Raw genomic sequence first — 15,226 nt, forward strand, 5'->3', positions numbered from 1 at the left:
CCACAGCCCAGTCGCGTCCGGTGTCCGTGCCGGCGCACCCCGGACGCCCTGCGCGCCCACCCACACCCTGTCCCCCTCACAAAACAGTGACGCGCACCCGCGCGTCTGACACCTAGGAGATACATTGCGCACTTCACGCATCGTCGCCGTCGGTGCCGTCGGCGTCGCCGCCGCTCTGGCGCTGAGCGCCTGCTCCGGCAGCGGCTCCGGCGGCACCGGCAGCACGAGCTCGTCGGGCACCATCGGCAAGGTCGACGGCAAGGGAAAGACCCTCACCGTCTGGTCGATGTCCGGTGACCTGTCGGACGCCACGCTCAAGGCGATCAACGACGAGTTCACCAAGGAGACCGGCGCCACCGTCAAGGTCGAGACCCAGCAGTGGGCCAACATCTCGACCAAGATCACCACGGCGCTGGCCACCAGCACCCCGCCGGACGTGCTCGACCTCGGCAACACCATGGTGCCGACCTTCGCCGCGTCGGGCGGTCTGGCAGACCTCACCAGCTACAAGAAGGACCTCCAGCAGGGTCAGACCTGGCTCGGCGGTCTCGTCGACCCGGCGACCGTCGACGGCAAGCTGTACGCCGTGCCGTCGTTCGCCGGCACCCGCTCGGTGATCTACAACAAGGACCTCTGGGCCGCCGCGGGCATCACCGCTGCGCCGACGAGCTACGACGAGCTCAAGAGCGACCTCGACAAGATCAAGGCCAAGAACCCCGGTTCGGACTTCTCGTCGTTCTACCTCCCCGGCCAGTACTGGTACGCGGGGATGCAGTGGGTCTGGGATGCCGGCGGGAACATCGCCACGCAGTCCGGCGGCAAGTGGTCGGCCGGCTTCTCCTCGAGCGAGGCCCAGTCGGGCCTCAACGAGTGGAAGACGTTCCAGAACACCTACTCGTCCAAGGGCAGCCAGACGCTGAACACCGACAAGCCCGACCAGGACCAGGTGTTCGCCAACGGCAAGGCCGCCACGATCATCGCCAACGGCTGGGAGATCGGCGTCATCCAGAAGAACAACCCGAAGCTGACCAACGACAAGCTGGGCTCGTTCCCGATGCCGGGCGTCTCGGGCAAGAACCAGCCGGTCATGCTCGGCGGCTCCGACTGGGGCATCGCCGCGAAGAGCTCGCAGCAGGACCTCGCCCGCGTCTGGGTGAAGATCGCCGCGTCGCCGTCCATCCAGTCGGGCTTCGTGTTCGGCAAGGACGGCTGGATCCCGAACAGCGTCGAAGCCTCCAAGCAGGCCGTCGACAGCGGCAAGGTGTCCGAGCTCAACAAGGCGTTCTTCACCGCCGCGCAGAACTCCAAGTCCACCCCCGCCTCGCCGAACTGGGCGTCGCTGGAGGACCCGGGAATGAAGCAGTTCTTCCAGTCGGTCACCTCGGGCAGCAAGTCGGTCTCCGACGCCGCCAGCTCGTGGGACTCGACCGTCAACACGACGCTCAACCAGTAATCCCTCCCGAAACGGACAACCATGAGCACCTCCCCTGCGAGCCTCATCGCAGGCGAGGGCACCGCAGCCGCCGCCCCCTCCGGGGGGCGGCGGCCCCGTGCCCGTCGCCGGTACAGCACCCAGTCGCGCAGCGCGCCGTTCTGGATGCTCTCCCCCGCCGGGATCGTGATCGCCGCACTGATCATCGTGCCGATCATCTTCCTCGTCGTCACATCGTTCACTGACTACAACCAGCGGACCCTGTTCACCGGCGAGGTCAACGCGGTCGGTTTCCAGCAGTACATCACCATCTTCGACGACCCCCAGTTCTGGTGGTCCACCCTCCTCACGATCTTCTTCACGATCGCCCTCGTCGGCGGCAGCATCGTCATCGGCGTCGCCGTCTCCGACCTCATGACCCGTCTCGGACGCGCCATGCGCTACATCGTCACCGTGGTGCTGATCTTCGCGTGGGCCATGCCCAACGTGGCATCGGCGCAGGTGTGGAACTGGCTCTTCCAGCCCACCTACGGCGTGGTGAACTGGCTGCTCACGCAGCTGCACGTCTTCGGCGACCTCACCCAGCTCTCCTGGACCAGCACCACCTGGCTCGCCCTGCTGAACATCTGGATGCTGGTGGTGTGGCAGGCGGTGCCGTTCATCGCCATCACCACCTATGCCGCACAGACCCAGATCGACACGTCGATGATCGAAGCCGCCCGCATCGACGGCGCCAGTGAACGACGCATCTACTTCTCGATCGTCCTCAACTACCTGAAGCCGACGATCCTGCTGGTCACCGTGCTGTCGATCATCTGGGACTTCAACCTCTTCAACCAGATCTGGCTGATCTCACAGGGCGGACCGAACAACTCCACCGCCACGCTCGGCATCTGGGCCTACCTGAAGGCCTTCAACACGTTCAAGATCGGCACCGGTGCCGCCATCACCGTGATCACCGTGATCATGCTGCTGGTGCTCAGCTCCGTCTACATCCGCAACCTGCTGCGCTCCGGAGAGGAAGACCTGTGAGCACCGCCGCCCAGTCCACCGAAATCGCCGCGACGCGCACGATGACCACCGGCGGATCCCGCGCCGAGCGCGTCGCCGCCACCCGCACGGTCACCCGCCGCCGCAAGAAGCGGCATCCCGTCGCGAACACCCTCGCGGTGCTGTTCAGCGTCGTGTGGATCTTCCCCGTGTACTGGATGATCAACACGGCCTTCATGCCGCAGTCGGAGTCGATGTCGTCGCGGCCGCACTTCGTCCCGCTGCACCCGACGTTCCAGAACTTCGTGACCGCGTTCACGCAGCCGGGCTTCTGGATGTCGCTGCGCAACAGCCTCATCGTCGTGCTCAGCGCGATCGTCATCGCGACGCTGCTGGCCCTGTTCGCCGCGGCGGCCCTCAGCCGGTTCCGCTTCCGCGGGCGCCGCACGATCCTGGTGATCATCCTCGCCGTGCAGATGGTGCTCGGCGGTCCTGCCCTGCTGATCCCGCAGTTCCTCATCTTCAACAACCTGGGCCTGCTGAACTCGTACCCCGGACTGATCCTCGCGTACGTGGCATCCGTGCTGCCGTTCGCGATCTGGACCCTGCGCGGGTTCTACCTGGCCATCCCGGTCGAGGTCGAGGAAGCCGCGATGATGGACGGTGCCAGCACCTGGCGCGTCATGTGGAGCGTGCTGTTCCCGCTGGTGCTGCCGGGCATGATCTCCACGAGCGTTTTCGCCTTCATCTCGGCGTGGAACGAGTACATCCTGGCGTACACGTTCATGAAGGATCAGACGATGTACACCCTGCCGATCTGGCTGGCGTCGTTCACCAACCCGAACACGGGCGTCGACTACGGCGGCCAGATGGCGGCCTCGGTGCTGTTCGCCCTGCCGGTCGTGATCTTCTTCCTGATCATCCAGCGAAACCTGGTGCAGGGCATGGCGTCCGGCGCCGTGAAGGGCTGACCCCTGCCGCTCCTGCGGCCCTCCGCGTCCCCGCCGGAACGAGCCGGCGGGGAGGATCGGCGCGGCATCGCGCCGACCGAACCCCAGAGAAAGTGAAACTTCCGATGAAGCGAGTGTTCACCCCTCGGCGCGCAGCCGCCGTCGCCGCAGTCGCCGCCGCGACGGCCGTCGCACTGGCCGGATGCAGCGGCGGCAGCGGATCCGCCGGCGGCGCGACCACCCTCAAGGTGGTCGTCGCCGACTACGGCACCGGCCCGTCCAACGCGTCGGCGAAGTACTGGCAGGGCATCGCAGACGCCTTCCACAAGCAGAACCCCGACATCACCGTCAAGATCACCTCGATCCCCTGGACGAACTTCGACCAGCAGGTGCAGACGATGGTGCAGAACAAGCAGTACCCGGACGTGACCGAGGGCGACTACTTCTCGAACTACGCGCAGGACGGCCTGCTCTATTCAGCGAGCGACGTGCTGTCCAAGCCGGACAACCTGCTGGACACCTTCAAGGCCCAGGGCACCTACAACGGAACGCAGTACGGCATGCCGTTCACGACGAGTTCGCGCACGCTGTTCTACAACAAGAAGCTGTTCCAGGAGGCCGGCATCGCGAACCCGCCCACCACGTGGGACGAGGTGAAGGCGGATGCCGCCAAGATCAAGGCGAAGGGCGCCACCGGATTCGGTCTGCCCCTCGGCCCGGAAGAAGCACAGGCGGAGTCGCTGCTGTGGATGCTGGGCAACGGCGGCGGCTACCAGACCGGCGGCAAGTACACGATCGACAGCGCCGCGAACGTCCAGACGTTCGACTACCTGACGACGCTCGTCAGCGCCGGCCTCACCGAGCCCAACCCGGGCACCGTGAACCGCACCGACCTGTGGCAGAAGTTCGCGCAGGGCCAGGTCGGGATGATCAACGGTTCGCCGGCGCTCATCCCGATCATCCGGTCGGCCGGGAAGCTCGCCGACAGCGACTGGGCATCGGTGCCGATCGCCGGCAAGACCGGGGCGTTGAGCACCACCCTGGGCGTGTGCGACAACGTCGCCGCGTTCAAGCCCAATGGGCACCAGGCCGAGATCAAGAAGTTCCTCGACTTCACCTACCGGGACAAGTACCAGCTGCAGTTCGACAAGGAGTACATGCTGCTCCCGGCGACCAAGACCGCCGTCACGGCGCTGGCATCCGACCCGATCTTCGGGCCGTTCCTGAAGGCGCTGCCGCAGTCGGTGCAGTACCCCAGCGACACCGCGTGGGCGAACACCAAGACGAAGATCCAGCAGACGATCGGCACCGCGGTGACCGAGGACCCCAAGACGGTCCTCGGCCAGCTGCAGCAGACCGCCACCTCGGGCCAGTAGGCCCCGCACGGTGTCCCGGGGCTCCGCGCCCCGGGACACCTCCCCCTCCGTGGAACCCCAACTCCTGAGGACACAATGAAGTCTCTCCGCCAGTCCGCAGCACCGGTGCTGTGGGTCGGGCCCGCCGTCGCCCTCATCGCCGTCGTCGTGCTGTGGCCCGTCGTCGTGATGCTCGAATCGTCCTTCCAGCACATCGGCGGCGAAGGTTTCGTCGCCGGCTTCAACGGCGTCGCCAACTACCTGAAGCTCTTCGCCGAGCCGGCCTTCCCGGGCGTTCTCGAACGCACCGTCCTGTGGACGGTGGGCGTGGTCGCCGTCACGATGCTTCTCTCACTCGGGCTCGCCCAGCTGTTCAACCAGGCCTTTCCCCTCCGCCGCGTCGCGCGCTGGGCGCTCATCCTGCCGTGGGCGTGCTCGGTCATGATGACCGCCCTCATCTTCCGGTGGATGCTGGACCCGCACTCGGGCGCCATCAACGTGGTGCTGCACGACCTCGGACTGCTCGGCGGATTCGATTCCACGGCCGCATCCTGGCTCGGCAACCCGATGACGGCGTTCGCGTGGATGATGGGTGTCGCCGTGTTCGTCTCACTGCCGTTCTCGACCTACGCGATCCTCGCGGGACTCCAGTCGATCCCGGAGGACATCTACGAGGCGGCATCCCTCGACGGGGCGAACGGGTGGCGCCGGTACACCACCATCACTCTGCCGCTGCTGCGGCCGGCGATCCTCGTCGCGACCCTCATCAACGTCATCAACGTGTTCAACTCGTTCCCCATCATCTGGGAGATGACCGGCGGCGGCCCCGGCTACGCCACCAGCACCACGACCACCTTCATGGTGGCCCTCAAACAGGGCGACGTCGGCGAGTCCGCCGCCATGTCGGTCATCAACTTCGCACTCGTGATCCTGATCGTGCTGATCTACCTCCGAGTCACCCGCTGGAAGGAGCAGGTGGACTGAGATGACCGCCCTCACCGCACCCCCGCGCACCGACGAGGACACCGTCGCCGTCTCGCCGCGCCGCCGGCGGGCACGCCGCTCCCGGACGCTTCGCACCGCGATCATCGCGATCGTCGCCTACCTCATCGCGATCCTGTTCGTGCTGCCCTACATCGAGATGTTCATCGTCGCGGGCCGCACCCCGGCCGAACTCCTCGACCAGAACCTCTTTCCGAAGAGCTTCAGCTTCTCGAACTTCACGACGATCTGGGCCACCGGCTTCGGCGGCAACCTGCAGACCTCTCTGCTGGTCGCCGGCGGGGCGACGCTGCTCGTGTTCCTCGTGGCGCTCCCGGCGGCCTACTACTCGGCGCGGCGCCGGTTCCGCGGCCGCACCCTGTTCCTGCTGCTCGTGCTCGCAACACAGATGTTCCAGCCCGCGGCGATGCTGGTGGGTCTGCAGCGCGAGTTCATCGACCTCGGTCTGCCGACGATCATGAGCCTGATCCTCATCAACGCGGGGTTCAACCTCGCCTTCTCGGTCTGGATCCTCAACGCGTTCTTCTCATCGATCCCCGTCGAATTGGAAGAGGCGGCCATGGTCGACGGGCTCAGCCGGTTCGGCGCACTGCTTCGCATCACGATCCCGCTCGCAATGCCCGGCATCGTCACCGCCCTCATCTTCACGTTCATCAGTGCCTGGAACGAGTTCCTCGTGGCGCTGACGCTGAGCCTGGCCTCCGACCCGGATCAGCGCCCGCTCACCGTCGCGATCAATGGATACATCGGGCAGTATTCCGTGGACTGGGGGCACCTGTTCGCGGGGTCGCTGATCGCGACCATCCCCGTGATCATCCTCTTCGCCCTCATCGAGGGCCGCGTCGTCTCGGGGCTCACCGCCGGGGCGATCAAATAGACGCTTCCGGTGGTGCACGGCCGAGCGGGCAGTGCATCACCGGAAGTCCCGGGAGGTGTGCGCGACCCCGACGCGCAGATCGACCGCGGCATCGGCCAGCACGTTCACGACCCCCTCGACCGACCGTTCCAGCATCCCCCGCACGATGAGGGCCGGCGCGTCCCGCAGGACGCGCCGGTACCTCGTCCACATCCCCTGCGAGCAGATCACGTTCACCAGCCCCGCCTCGTCTTCGAGGTTGAGGAACGTGATGCCCGACGCCGTCGCCGGCCGCTGCCGGTGGGTGACGAGCCCCGCCACCTCGACGCGACGCCCGGACTCGTGGTGCTGCAGCTGCGAGGACAGCAGCACCCCGCGCTCGTCGAGGCTCTCGCGCACGTGCGCGAGGGGGTGGTCGTCGGTGGAGACGCCCGTCGCCCACAGATCGGAGGCGAGCCGCTCGTAGTCGGTGGGATCGGCGAACAGCGGCGGCTGCACCGACACCACCGAGTCGGGAAGATAGCGCGCGCGGTCCTGCGCCGCGGAACCGGCCAGCCAGATCCCCTCCCGCCGGGACAACCCGAGGCACTCGAAGGCGCCGGCGGTCGAGAGCGCCTCGAGCTGCGCGCTGGTCGCGTCGGTGCGGCGCACCAGGTCTCGCAGATCGCGGTACGGGCCGTGCGCCTCGCGCTCCGCCACGATGCGCTGCGCCATCGGCATGCCGATCCCGGTGACCGAGGCCAGCCCCAGCCGCACCGCGAACCCGCCGTCCCGACGATGCCCGGCGGTCTCGTCGGGGGCGTCCGGATCGAAGTCGCCGACCGCAGGCTGGAGGCGCTGGGTGCAGGCATCCCGCCCGGTCACCACCCGGTCGCGGTCCGCGTCGACGGGCTCCAGCCCGGCATCCGCTCCCGAGGCGTGCAGATCAGGACGACGCACCTCGACGCCGTGCCGGCGGGCGTCGGCGACGAGGGATGCCGGCGAGTAGAAGCCCATCGGCTGCGCCCGCAGCAGCCCGGCCAAAAACCCTGCCGGATAGTGCAGCTTCAGCCACGTGCTCGCGTAGACGAGCAGCGCGAACGACAGCGAGTGCGACTCCGCGAACCCGAAGTTCGCGAACGCCTGGATCTGCGCGTAGATGCCGTCCGCGGCCTCCCCCGTGATGCCGTGCCGCTCCATGCCGTCGAACAGCTTCTTGCGCAGCGACTCGATGCGCTCCACCCCGCGCTTGGAGCCCATGGCCCGGCGCAGCAGGTCGGCGTCTTCGAGGCTGAGATCGCCCACCGCCATGCCCATCTGCATGAGCTGCTCCTGGAACACCGGGATGCCGAGGGTGCGCTTCAGCACCGGCTCGAGTTTGGGATGCGGGTACGACACCCTCTCTTGGCCGCGCCGGCGGCGCACGTACGGATGCACCGCGCCGCCCTGGATCGGACCGGGACGGATCAGCGCGATCTCGATCGCGAGGTCGTAGAACTCCCGCGGCTGCAGGCGCGGGAGCAGGCCCATCTGGGCCCGCGACTCCACCTGGAACACCCCGATGGCATCGGCTCGGCACAGCATGTCGTAGACGGCCGGCTCTTCTTTGGGGATGGTCGCCAGCTCCCAGCGCTCACCCGTGGATTCGGCCGCCAGGTCGAAGCAGTGCTGCAGGGCCGCGAGCATGCCGAGCCCCAGCAGATCGAACTTCACCAGCCCCATCCAGGCCGCGTCGTCCTTGTCCCATTGGATCACGGTGCGATTCGGCATCCGGGCGTGCTCGATCGGCACCACCTCGCCCACCGGCCGCTCGGTGAGCACCATGCCGCCGGAGTGGATACCGAGATGCCGCGGCGCCTTGAGCATCTCGCCGGCGTACTCGAGCACCTGGTCGGGGATGTCGTGGCCGCCCGCCGTCGACAGGGACGCGCCCCAGCGCTCCACCTGCTTCGACCAGGCATCCTGCTGGCCGGGAGAGAAGCCCAGTGCACGCGCCATGTCGCGCACCGCGTTCTTCGGGCGGTACTGGATGACGTTGGCGACCTGTGCGGCGCGTTCGCGCCCGTACTCCCCGTACACCCACTGGATGATCTCTTCCCGGCGGTCGGCGTCGAAGTCGACGTCGATGTCGGGCTCCTCCTCGCGCAGCGCCGAGAGGAACCGCTCGAACGGCAGGTTGTACAGGATGGCGTCGACGGCGGTGATCCCGAGCAGATAGCAGACCGCGCTGCTGGCGGCGGAGCCGCGCCCCTGGCACAGGATGCCGCGTCGGCGGGCCTCCTGCACGATGCCGTGCACGATGAGGAAGTACCCCGGGAAGTCCTTGGACTCGATGACGTCGAGTTCGCGCTCGATGCGGGCGAGATGCTCGGGGGTGGCATCCGGATACTTGTGCGGCACCGCGTCGCGCACCAGCTCGCGCAGGTAGGACATCGGGGTGTGCCCGGCCGGAACGTCGAGCTTCGGCAGGGCGGGACGCGCGGTGCGCAGCGGGAACGCGAGGTCGTCGGCCAGACGCACGGTCTGCTCGATCGCTCCGGGGTATCGGGCGAAGCGCGCCTGCATCTCGGCCCCGGAACGCAGGTGCGCCGCCGCGTGGGCGGGCAGCCATCCGTCGAGGTCGTCGAGGCTGCGATTCGCACGAACCGCCGACACGGCCGCGGCGAGGTGCCGGCGCTGCGGCGTCGCGTAGTGCACGTTGTTCGTGGCCAGCACCGGGAGCCCCCGATCCTGCGCCAGCTGCCACAGTGCGTCGTTGCGCGTCGTGTCGAGTGGGTCGCCGTGGTCGATGAGCTCGACGTACACGTTCTGTCGTCCGAACAGCGCGACGAGGTGGTCGAGTTCGGCGGCCGCCGCGTCCGGACCGGCGATGAGCCCGCGCCCCTCGAGCGCCTGCCGGACGGCGCCCTTGCGGCATCCGGTGAGGACGGCCCAGTGCCCGGAGTCCGGGCCGCCGGCGGCCTGTGCCAACTGTTCGAGGTCGTAACGGGGATGCCCCTTCTCGCCTCCGGCGAGCTGGGCGCGGGTGATCGCCGAAGCCAGGCGGTGATACCCCTCTTCGCCGCGGGCCAGGACGAGGAGGTGGGCGCCGGCGGGATCGGCCTGCCCCCGGCGCTCCGTCGGCATCCGCAACGAGAGCTCGGACCCGAACACCGTCTTGATCCCGCGGGACTGCGCCGCCTCGGCGAAGCGCACGATGCCGTAGAAGCCGTCGTGATCGGTGACCGCGAGCGCATGCAGCCCGAGGCGCTCGGCCTCTTCGACGAGCTCTTCCGGAGAGGACGCCCCGTCGAGGAACGAGTACGACGAATGCGCATGGAGCTCGGCGTAGGGCACGGCGTCGGCCGGGCGATCGATCGGCAGCGGCACGTACGGACCGCGCTTGTGCGACCAGGCGGGGCTGTCGCCGCCGTCGGCGTCCGCCGGCACGTCGCGGGGCCGCCGCCTGTCGCTGAGGGTGCGCTCCAGCTCCGACCACGGGATGGAGGGGTTGTCGAAGCCCATCAGGGGACTCCGCTCTCGCCCGGGCGGCTCGCATCAGTCATAGCGGGCCTCCGCGCTCCAGGCTCCGTCTTCGCAGACCAGCAGCCACGCGGTGAGTTCGGCATCGACCACCTGGAACCGATGCGCGACCCGGCGGCGATCGGCATCCCACCCGCGTTCGTCGACGGGCCACGGTCCCGCCCACGACACGATCTCGCGACGCCTGCCGCTCTGCGCGAACAGCTCGGGCTCGCCCGACAGGGTGCCGCGCTCGTCCACCACCACGACATCGCCCGACCGGGTGACCACATCGACCGGCAGCGACCGGGGGAACACCGTCGTCGGGAGCGGCGGCGGGAGGCTCCCCGGCCAGGGGCGGGCGGCATCCGGCTTCGACTCGACGCGGTCTCCCCACGGCACGAGGGTCTGGCGCTCCCCCAGCCAGCGGCCTCCTTCGATCACCGGGGTGAGCACGCCCCGGTGCCCGAGCATCGCCTGCACGCGGGAGAGGGCGTGGTGCACCTTCTCGTCTGCTCCTGATCCGAAGATCGCCGGCTGATGGTGGGAGGCGGCATCCACGGCGGCCGGGTCCAGCCGCACCAGGACCACTCCGCTGCGCAGGTCGGATGCCTCGGCGAGCTGCCAGCGCACCCGATCGACCACCGCCGCCGCGTCGAAGGACCCGGGATGCAGCCACACCCGGTCGGAGGTCTCTCCGCGTTCGGCGAGGATGCCGACCCTCAGCTCGGTGCACACGAGACCATGGCCGCCGAGCCGGTCGAGGAACTCCTCGGCGGCGATGCGCATGCCGAACGCGACCTGCGAGGCGTCTTCGAGCGGCGGCTCGAACGCGACCTCGCGGTGCAGTTCGGGCGGCGGGGTCCGCGGCTGCACCGGCCGGGAATCGGCTCCGGCGGCCAAATCGTGCAGCCGCACCCCCCGCTCGCCGAACCTCTCGCGCACTCGGTCGGGTTCGAGCGCGGCGAAGGCGCCGAGCGTGTGCACGCCCAGCCGGGCGAGCAGATGGGTGAGCTCTGGATCGCCCACCGTGGTGACCGGAAGCGGGGCGAGGAAGGAGCCCGCCTCCCCTTCGGGGACGACGCGCACCGCCGGGTTGCCGGAGACCTCCGCACCGGAACGGTGTGCGCGCGCCGCCTGCTCGGCCGTGAACGGACCGTCGGCGATCCCCGCCCGGGCCCCCGGGAACCCCGCCATCGCCAGCGCCGTGACGAGCACCTCCGCGGCCTCGGCCTCGCCCCCGTAGTAGCGGGCAGGCCCCCGGGCGCGCAGTGCGCACAGCCCCGGGCGGATGATCTGCACCCCGGGTGCCAGCTCTTCGATGCCGGTCACCACCGGCGCGAACACCCGCTGGTCGCGATCGGGGTCGGATGCCACGATCTCCAGTCGCGGGCAGCGGGCCTGTGCATCGCGCCGGCGCTGACCGCGGCGCACGCCGTCGGCCCGTGCCGATGCCGAGCACGAGACCACGATGTTCTTGTCGACGACGGCCACCGGTCCCGCCTCGCTCCCGGACGCTCGCGCCCAGGCCACGACCGGCCAGTCGGGGATCCAGAGCACGAGACTGCGGACCATGTCAGCCCACCGCCCGCTCGGTCCAGGCGGCGGCCTGCGGGCGCGCGACCGGGCTCTGGCTGCGCAGCCCGCCGGACGGATCGGGCAGCACGAGTCGTGCCCGACGCGGCACCGGCGACCGGCGGCTCTCGACCGTCACCGTGAGGACGCGCTCGGTGAGGTACCCGTACCCCGCCCCGAGCCCCGACCATTCGGGGGCGGCGATGCTCAGCGCGGCCTCGGCCTGGGGCCAGACTCCCTGGACCAGCAGCACCGTGCCGCGATCCCGGAGGCGCGCGCCGAGGCGGGATGCCTCGGCCTCGCTCACCCGCCCCGGGGGTCGGGTCGCGACGACCGGCAGCACATCGGCGACGGCGGCGGTCACGGCGAGCCAGCGCTCGCCCGGGTCGGGGATGAGCACGAGCCGCGAGAGCTCGACGCCGAGCTGGGAGGCCGCCTCGATCCCGAGGTCGGGCATGCCCACCGCCGCGCACCACGAGCCGTCTTGCGAGGGCCGGGCCAGCAGAGCCAGCAGCAACGATGTCGAGGGGCCGATCGTGTAGGCCGCCCCGGCCCGGAGTCCTCCGCCGGGAAGGAGGTCGGACAGCGCCGGGTGCACCGGCAGCACGGATGCCCCCAGCCGCCGCCCCTGCACCTGCTCGACGCGGGAGCGCAGATGGGCGATGCGTGAGGTCGCGTCGCCACCGGTGCGCACGGGTGCGGCATCCAGCACCGCCATCGCCTGTTCCATCGTCATTCCCCGTCTTCAAGAATAGAACTGATGTTCTACTGCGTCAATCGAGGCTTCGACGTTATCGCTCCCCTCCGACATCCAGACGGGCGACTTCCATAAGTTTTGTTCGAATGCGCCGCCTTTCGGCCGCGCGACGGGGAGAAGGGACGAAAAACGCGCGGCGCGGTGTGAATCGGATCACACCGCGCCGCGCGCAGAAGGGGAACGGAGGGTTACGGCATCGGCCCCACGTTGGCGAGCAGCCACTGGTACGGGTCGATCGGGGTGCCGTTGATGTGCACCTCGAAGTGCAGGTGGTTCGCCGTGGAGCGCCCCGTGCTGCCGACGAGTCCGATCAGCTGACCGGCCTTGACGCTCTGCCCGACCGAGACGACCCGGCTGCCGTAGGTCATGTGCCCGTAGACCGTGTCCAGGGACTTGCCGCCCGCACTGGACGAGATGACCACCGCCACGCCGTAGCCGTAGTAGCTCTCGCTCGAGACCTTGACCACGCCGTCGGTCGCCGCATAGATCGGGGTGCGCGCCGGGTCGAGGAGGTCGACGCCCATGTGCTCGCCACCGCGCGCCATGAAGCCGTCGCCGAGATGGTCGACGTGGGTCAGCGGCCAGCGGAACGTGCCGGAGCCCGGAGCGAAGGTGACGGTGCTCGACGTGCTCGAGGTCGAATAGGACGCGGTCTGCACTTTCGCGGCGGCCTTCGCCCGGGCGGCGGCGGCCGCTTCGGCCTTGGCCTTGGCGATGGAGTCGCCCGTGGTGGCCGAATACGAGTCCCGGGAGAGCGGCGCCTGCGTGGCACCCGAGGCGACGACGAGCTCCTGCGCGTCGGCGTTCGCGACCTGCTGGATCGTCCGCGCCTGCGCGGGCTGCTGCAGCGCGCTGTACGCCGGGATCGCCACGCCGAGCACCAGGGCCCCGATGATGCCGTAGACCGCGAGGCTGCGCAGGGGTCCGCGACGACGACGTGCCGGCTTCGCAGCGGAACGGGTGCCGGTCGCCGGACCGGTCGTCGCGATCCTGGTGGATCGCCGGGTCACCGCCCGCTCATCTCGGGGAACGATCTGGGGATTCTCTTCAGTCAAACGTGACCTCCGCGGCCTCTGCGACTCCGTCGGCGCAGTGCGCGTGGGAGGCAGGCTCGTCGGAAATCTGCTCGGGTGCGGCCCGTGACGTTTCGGGATGCCGCTCTGACGTCACCGTGCCGATGACGAGCTGGGAAGACCTCGGCGCGGGGTCCGTCGGCGGGGATTTCGCCTGTGGACGCGTTCCACGGTACCGGAAGGTAACGGAATTGTCACGCTCCGACGCGACGCACCGCGGCGTCCTCGTCGAGCAGGAAGAGATGCGATGCGACCTCCACGGGCAGCTCCAAGCCGTCCTCGACGCCGTCCATCTGCACGAGGACGTAGCCCTCGCTGTACCGGAAATCCCCGGTCGCGCCGGGAACGACGCCGGCCTCGCGAAGCTGGCGCAGCAGCTCGGGATCGACCTGCACGACCTCGGCCAGGCGGCGCACCGTGCCGCGCACGGGACCCCCCGCCGCATCGAGCGCCCGAACGAGGCCGGTGACGCCCTCTTCGAACGTGACCGTCGTCGGCGCGTCGCCGATCAGGTCGAGCCCCGGAATGGGATTGCCGTAGGGGGACTCGGTGGGGTGCCCGAGCAGCTCGACCAGGCGACGCTCAACGAGCTCGCTCATCACGTGCTCCCAGCGGCAGGCCTCTTCGTGCACGTACGCCCAGTCCAGCCCGATGACGTCGCTCAGGAGGCGCTCGGCCAGGCGATGCTTGCGCATCACGTCGACGGCCTTCTGCCGGCCGTCGTCGGTGAGCAGCAGCCGGCGGTCCTCGGAGACGACGACGAGACCGTCGCGCTCCATGCGCCCGACGGTCTGCGAGACGGTGGGTCCGGAGTGTCCGAGACGCTCGGAGATGCGGGCGCGCAGCGGCGGGATGCCCTCTTCTTCGAGCTCCAAGATGGTGCGCAGATACATCTCGGTGGTGTCGATGAGGTCAGCCATGTGCTCGTCTCGTGTGCTCGGCGTTCGCAGGGCGCACGCCGGTGGTGACGCCCCCGATCCAGCCTATCCTGCGACCGGCGCCCGGTCTCCGGCGGGGCGCGCCCCGACCCGCGCCTGGAAGCGGAACCGATCGCCCCGGAAGACGGACCGCGTCCACTCCACGATCCGGCCGTGCTCGTCCCACGCCGTGCGATGGACGACGAGCAGCGGCTGACCGACCTCGGTGCCCAGCAGAGCGGCCTCCTCGGGCGTCGCGAGGGCCGTCTCGACCTCGTCGTCGGCGCCCGCGATCGTCACCCCGCGCCGGTCCCGCAGCGTCCGGTAGAGCGACCCGTGCTCGGCGAGCTCCGCGGCCGAGACGGCGAACTCCGCGGGCAGCCGGGCCGTCTCGTGGGCGAGCGGCTCCTCCCCCACCCAGCGCACGCGCTCGATGCGCTGCACCGCCGCACCGGCGCCGACCTCGAGATGCGCGGCAGCCTCGGCATCCGCAACCTCGTCGGCCATCTCGACGAGCACGCTGCGGGTGTCGCGGGCGCCCAGGTCCTCGCTGAAGGACGTCAGCTGGCGCACGTGCACCAGCTTCGGTTCGGCGACGAACGTGCCGCGGCCCTGCACCCGGTCCAGCCGCCCCTCGGCGACGAGCTCGGTGAGCGCCTGCCGGACGGTGGTGCGGGAGGTGCCGTACAGGTCGGCGAGCTCGCGCTCGGTGGGCAGCATCGTTCCCGGCGCCGCGCCGCCGATGAGCTCGAGGAGGCGCACCTTGCAGGCGTAGTACTTGGGGACACGCATGGGCCGCCTCCGTAATTTGATCACCATCTTGACAAACCAAATTGGTC

12 protein-coding genes are annotated in these 15,226 nt (G+C 69.4%); 6 read left to right on the plus strand and 6 right to left on the minus strand.

Annotated elements, in window-relative coordinates; translation table 11 throughout:
- Positions 1–124: 124 nt before the first annotated feature.
- From LK09_RS06485 to LK09_RS06510, 6 genes are all read left to right on the plus strand, one after another.
- On the plus strand, positions 125–1,453 hold the full coding sequence (locus tag LK09_RS06485; protein WP_039397268.1) for a sugar ABC transporter substrate-binding protein: 1,329 nt from the start codon (positions 125–127) through the stop codon (positions 1,451–1,453).
- A 21-nt stretch (positions 1,454–1,474) separates the two neighbouring features.
- Entirely contained in the window at positions 1,475–2,464 is a 990-nt protein-coding gene (locus LK09_RS06490) for a carbohydrate ABC transporter permease (protein ID WP_039397270.1), read from the plus strand.
- On the plus strand, positions 2,461–3,393 hold the full coding sequence (locus LK09_RS06495) for a carbohydrate ABC transporter permease (protein ID WP_197060979.1): 933 nt from the start codon (positions 2,461–2,463) through the stop codon (positions 3,391–3,393). Before LK09_RS06490 ends, LK09_RS06495 begins: the two co-directional genes overlap by 4 nt.
- A 104-nt stretch (positions 3,394–3,497) precedes the next feature.
- On the plus strand, positions 3,498–4,748 hold the full coding sequence (locus LK09_RS06500) for an extracellular solute-binding protein (RefSeq protein WP_039397272.1): 1,251 nt from the start codon (positions 3,498–3,500) through the stop codon (positions 4,746–4,748).
- Positions 4,749–4,823: 75 nt separating this feature from the next.
- A complete protein-coding gene (locus LK09_RS06505; RefSeq protein ID WP_039397275.1) occupies positions 4,824–5,711 on the plus strand; it encodes a carbohydrate ABC transporter permease in 888 nt (295 codons plus the stop codon).
- A 1-nt stretch (position 5,712) separates the two neighbouring features.
- Positions 5,713–6,606 carry a carbohydrate ABC transporter permease gene (locus LK09_RS06510; RefSeq protein WP_082008088.1) on the plus strand — a complete coding sequence of 298 codons (894 nt, stop codon included), beginning with the start codon at positions 5,713–5,715 and terminating at the stop codon, positions 6,604–6,606.
- 36 nt (positions 6,607–6,642) lie between these two features.
- Here the strand turns inward: LK09_RS06510 and LK09_RS06515 are convergent, their stop codons facing one another.
- The 6 genes from LK09_RS06515 to LK09_RS06540 all read right to left on the minus strand — a co-directional run bounded on the left by LK09_RS06515 (position 6,643) and on the right by LK09_RS06540 (position 15,179).
- On the minus strand, positions 6,643–10,068 hold the full coding sequence (locus tag LK09_RS06515; RefSeq protein WP_039397277.1) for an error-prone DNA polymerase: 3,426 nt from the start codon (positions 10,066–10,068) through the stop codon (positions 6,643–6,645).
- Positions 10,069–10,101: 33 nt separating this feature from the next.
- Positions 10,102–11,640 (minus strand): DNA polymerase Y family protein, encoded by a 1,539-nt coding sequence (locus LK09_RS06520; RefSeq protein ID WP_039397279.1) that lies wholly within the window; start codon positions 11,638–11,640, stop codon positions 10,102–10,104.
- A gap of 1 nt (position 11,641) precedes the next feature.
- Complete coding sequence (locus LK09_RS06525) at positions 11,642–12,376, minus strand: hypothetical protein (protein ID WP_231562970.1); 735 nt, start codon at positions 12,374–12,376, stop codon at positions 11,642–11,644.
- 209 nt (positions 12,377–12,585) lie between these two features.
- Positions 12,586–13,407, minus strand: coding sequence for a M23 family metallopeptidase (locus LK09_RS22110; protein WP_269430922.1), 822 nt, complete (start codon positions 13,405–13,407; stop codon positions 12,586–12,588).
- Between the two features lie 257 nt (positions 13,408–13,664).
- Positions 13,665–14,390 carry a metal-dependent transcriptional regulator gene (locus LK09_RS06535; protein ID WP_039397283.1) on the minus strand — a complete coding sequence of 242 codons (726 nt, stop codon included), beginning with the start codon at positions 14,388–14,390 and terminating at the stop codon, positions 13,665–13,667.
- 63 nt (positions 14,391–14,453) lie between these two features.
- Positions 14,454–15,179 (minus strand): GntR family transcriptional regulator, encoded by a 726-nt coding sequence (locus LK09_RS06540; RefSeq protein ID WP_197060980.1) that lies wholly within the window; start codon positions 15,177–15,179, stop codon positions 14,454–14,456.
- Positions 15,180–15,226 lie beyond the last annotated feature (47 nt).

Origin of the sequence: Microbacterium mangrovi, assembly GCF_000802305.1 — a bacterium.
GTDB classification, from domain to species: Bacteria; Actinomycetota; Actinomycetes; order Actinomycetales; family Microbacteriaceae; genus Microbacterium; species Microbacterium mangrovi.

Bases quoted from the DNA above. Each gene is read 5' to 3' on its own strand.
- LK09_RS06490 (WP_039397270.1), top strand. From the start codon at position 1,475: ATGAGCACCTCCCCTGCGAGCCTCATCGCAGGCGAGGGCACCGCAGCC.
- LK09_RS06500 (WP_039397272.1), top strand. From the start codon at position 3,498: ATGAAGCGAGTGTTCACCCCTCGGCGCGCAGCCGCCGTCGCCGCAGTC.
- LK09_RS06505 (WP_039397275.1), top strand. From the start codon at position 4,824: ATGAAGTCTCTCCGCCAGTCCGCAGCACCGGTGCTGTGGGTCGGGCCC.
- LK09_RS06510 (WP_082008088.1), top strand. From the start codon at position 5,713: ATGACCGCCCTCACCGCACCCCCGCGCACCGACGAGGACACCGTCGCC.
- LK09_RS06515 (WP_039397277.1), bottom strand. From the start codon at position 10,068: ATGGGCTTCGACAACCCCTCCATCCCGTGGTCGGAGCTGGAGCGCACC.
- LK09_RS06520 (WP_039397279.1), bottom strand. From the start codon at position 11,640: ATGGTCCGCAGTCTCGTGCTCTGGATCCCCGACTGGCCGGTCGTGGCC.
- LK09_RS06525 (WP_231562970.1), bottom strand. From the start codon at position 12,376: ATGACGATGGAACAGGCGATGGCGGTGCTGGATGCCGCACCCGTGCGC.
- LK09_RS06535 (WP_039397283.1), bottom strand. From the start codon at position 14,390: ATGGCTGACCTCATCGACACCACCGAGATGTATCTGCGCACCATCTTG.
- LK09_RS06540 (WP_197060980.1), bottom strand. From the start codon at position 15,179: ATGCGTGTCCCCAAGTACTACGCCTGCAAGGTGCGCCTCCTCGAGCTC.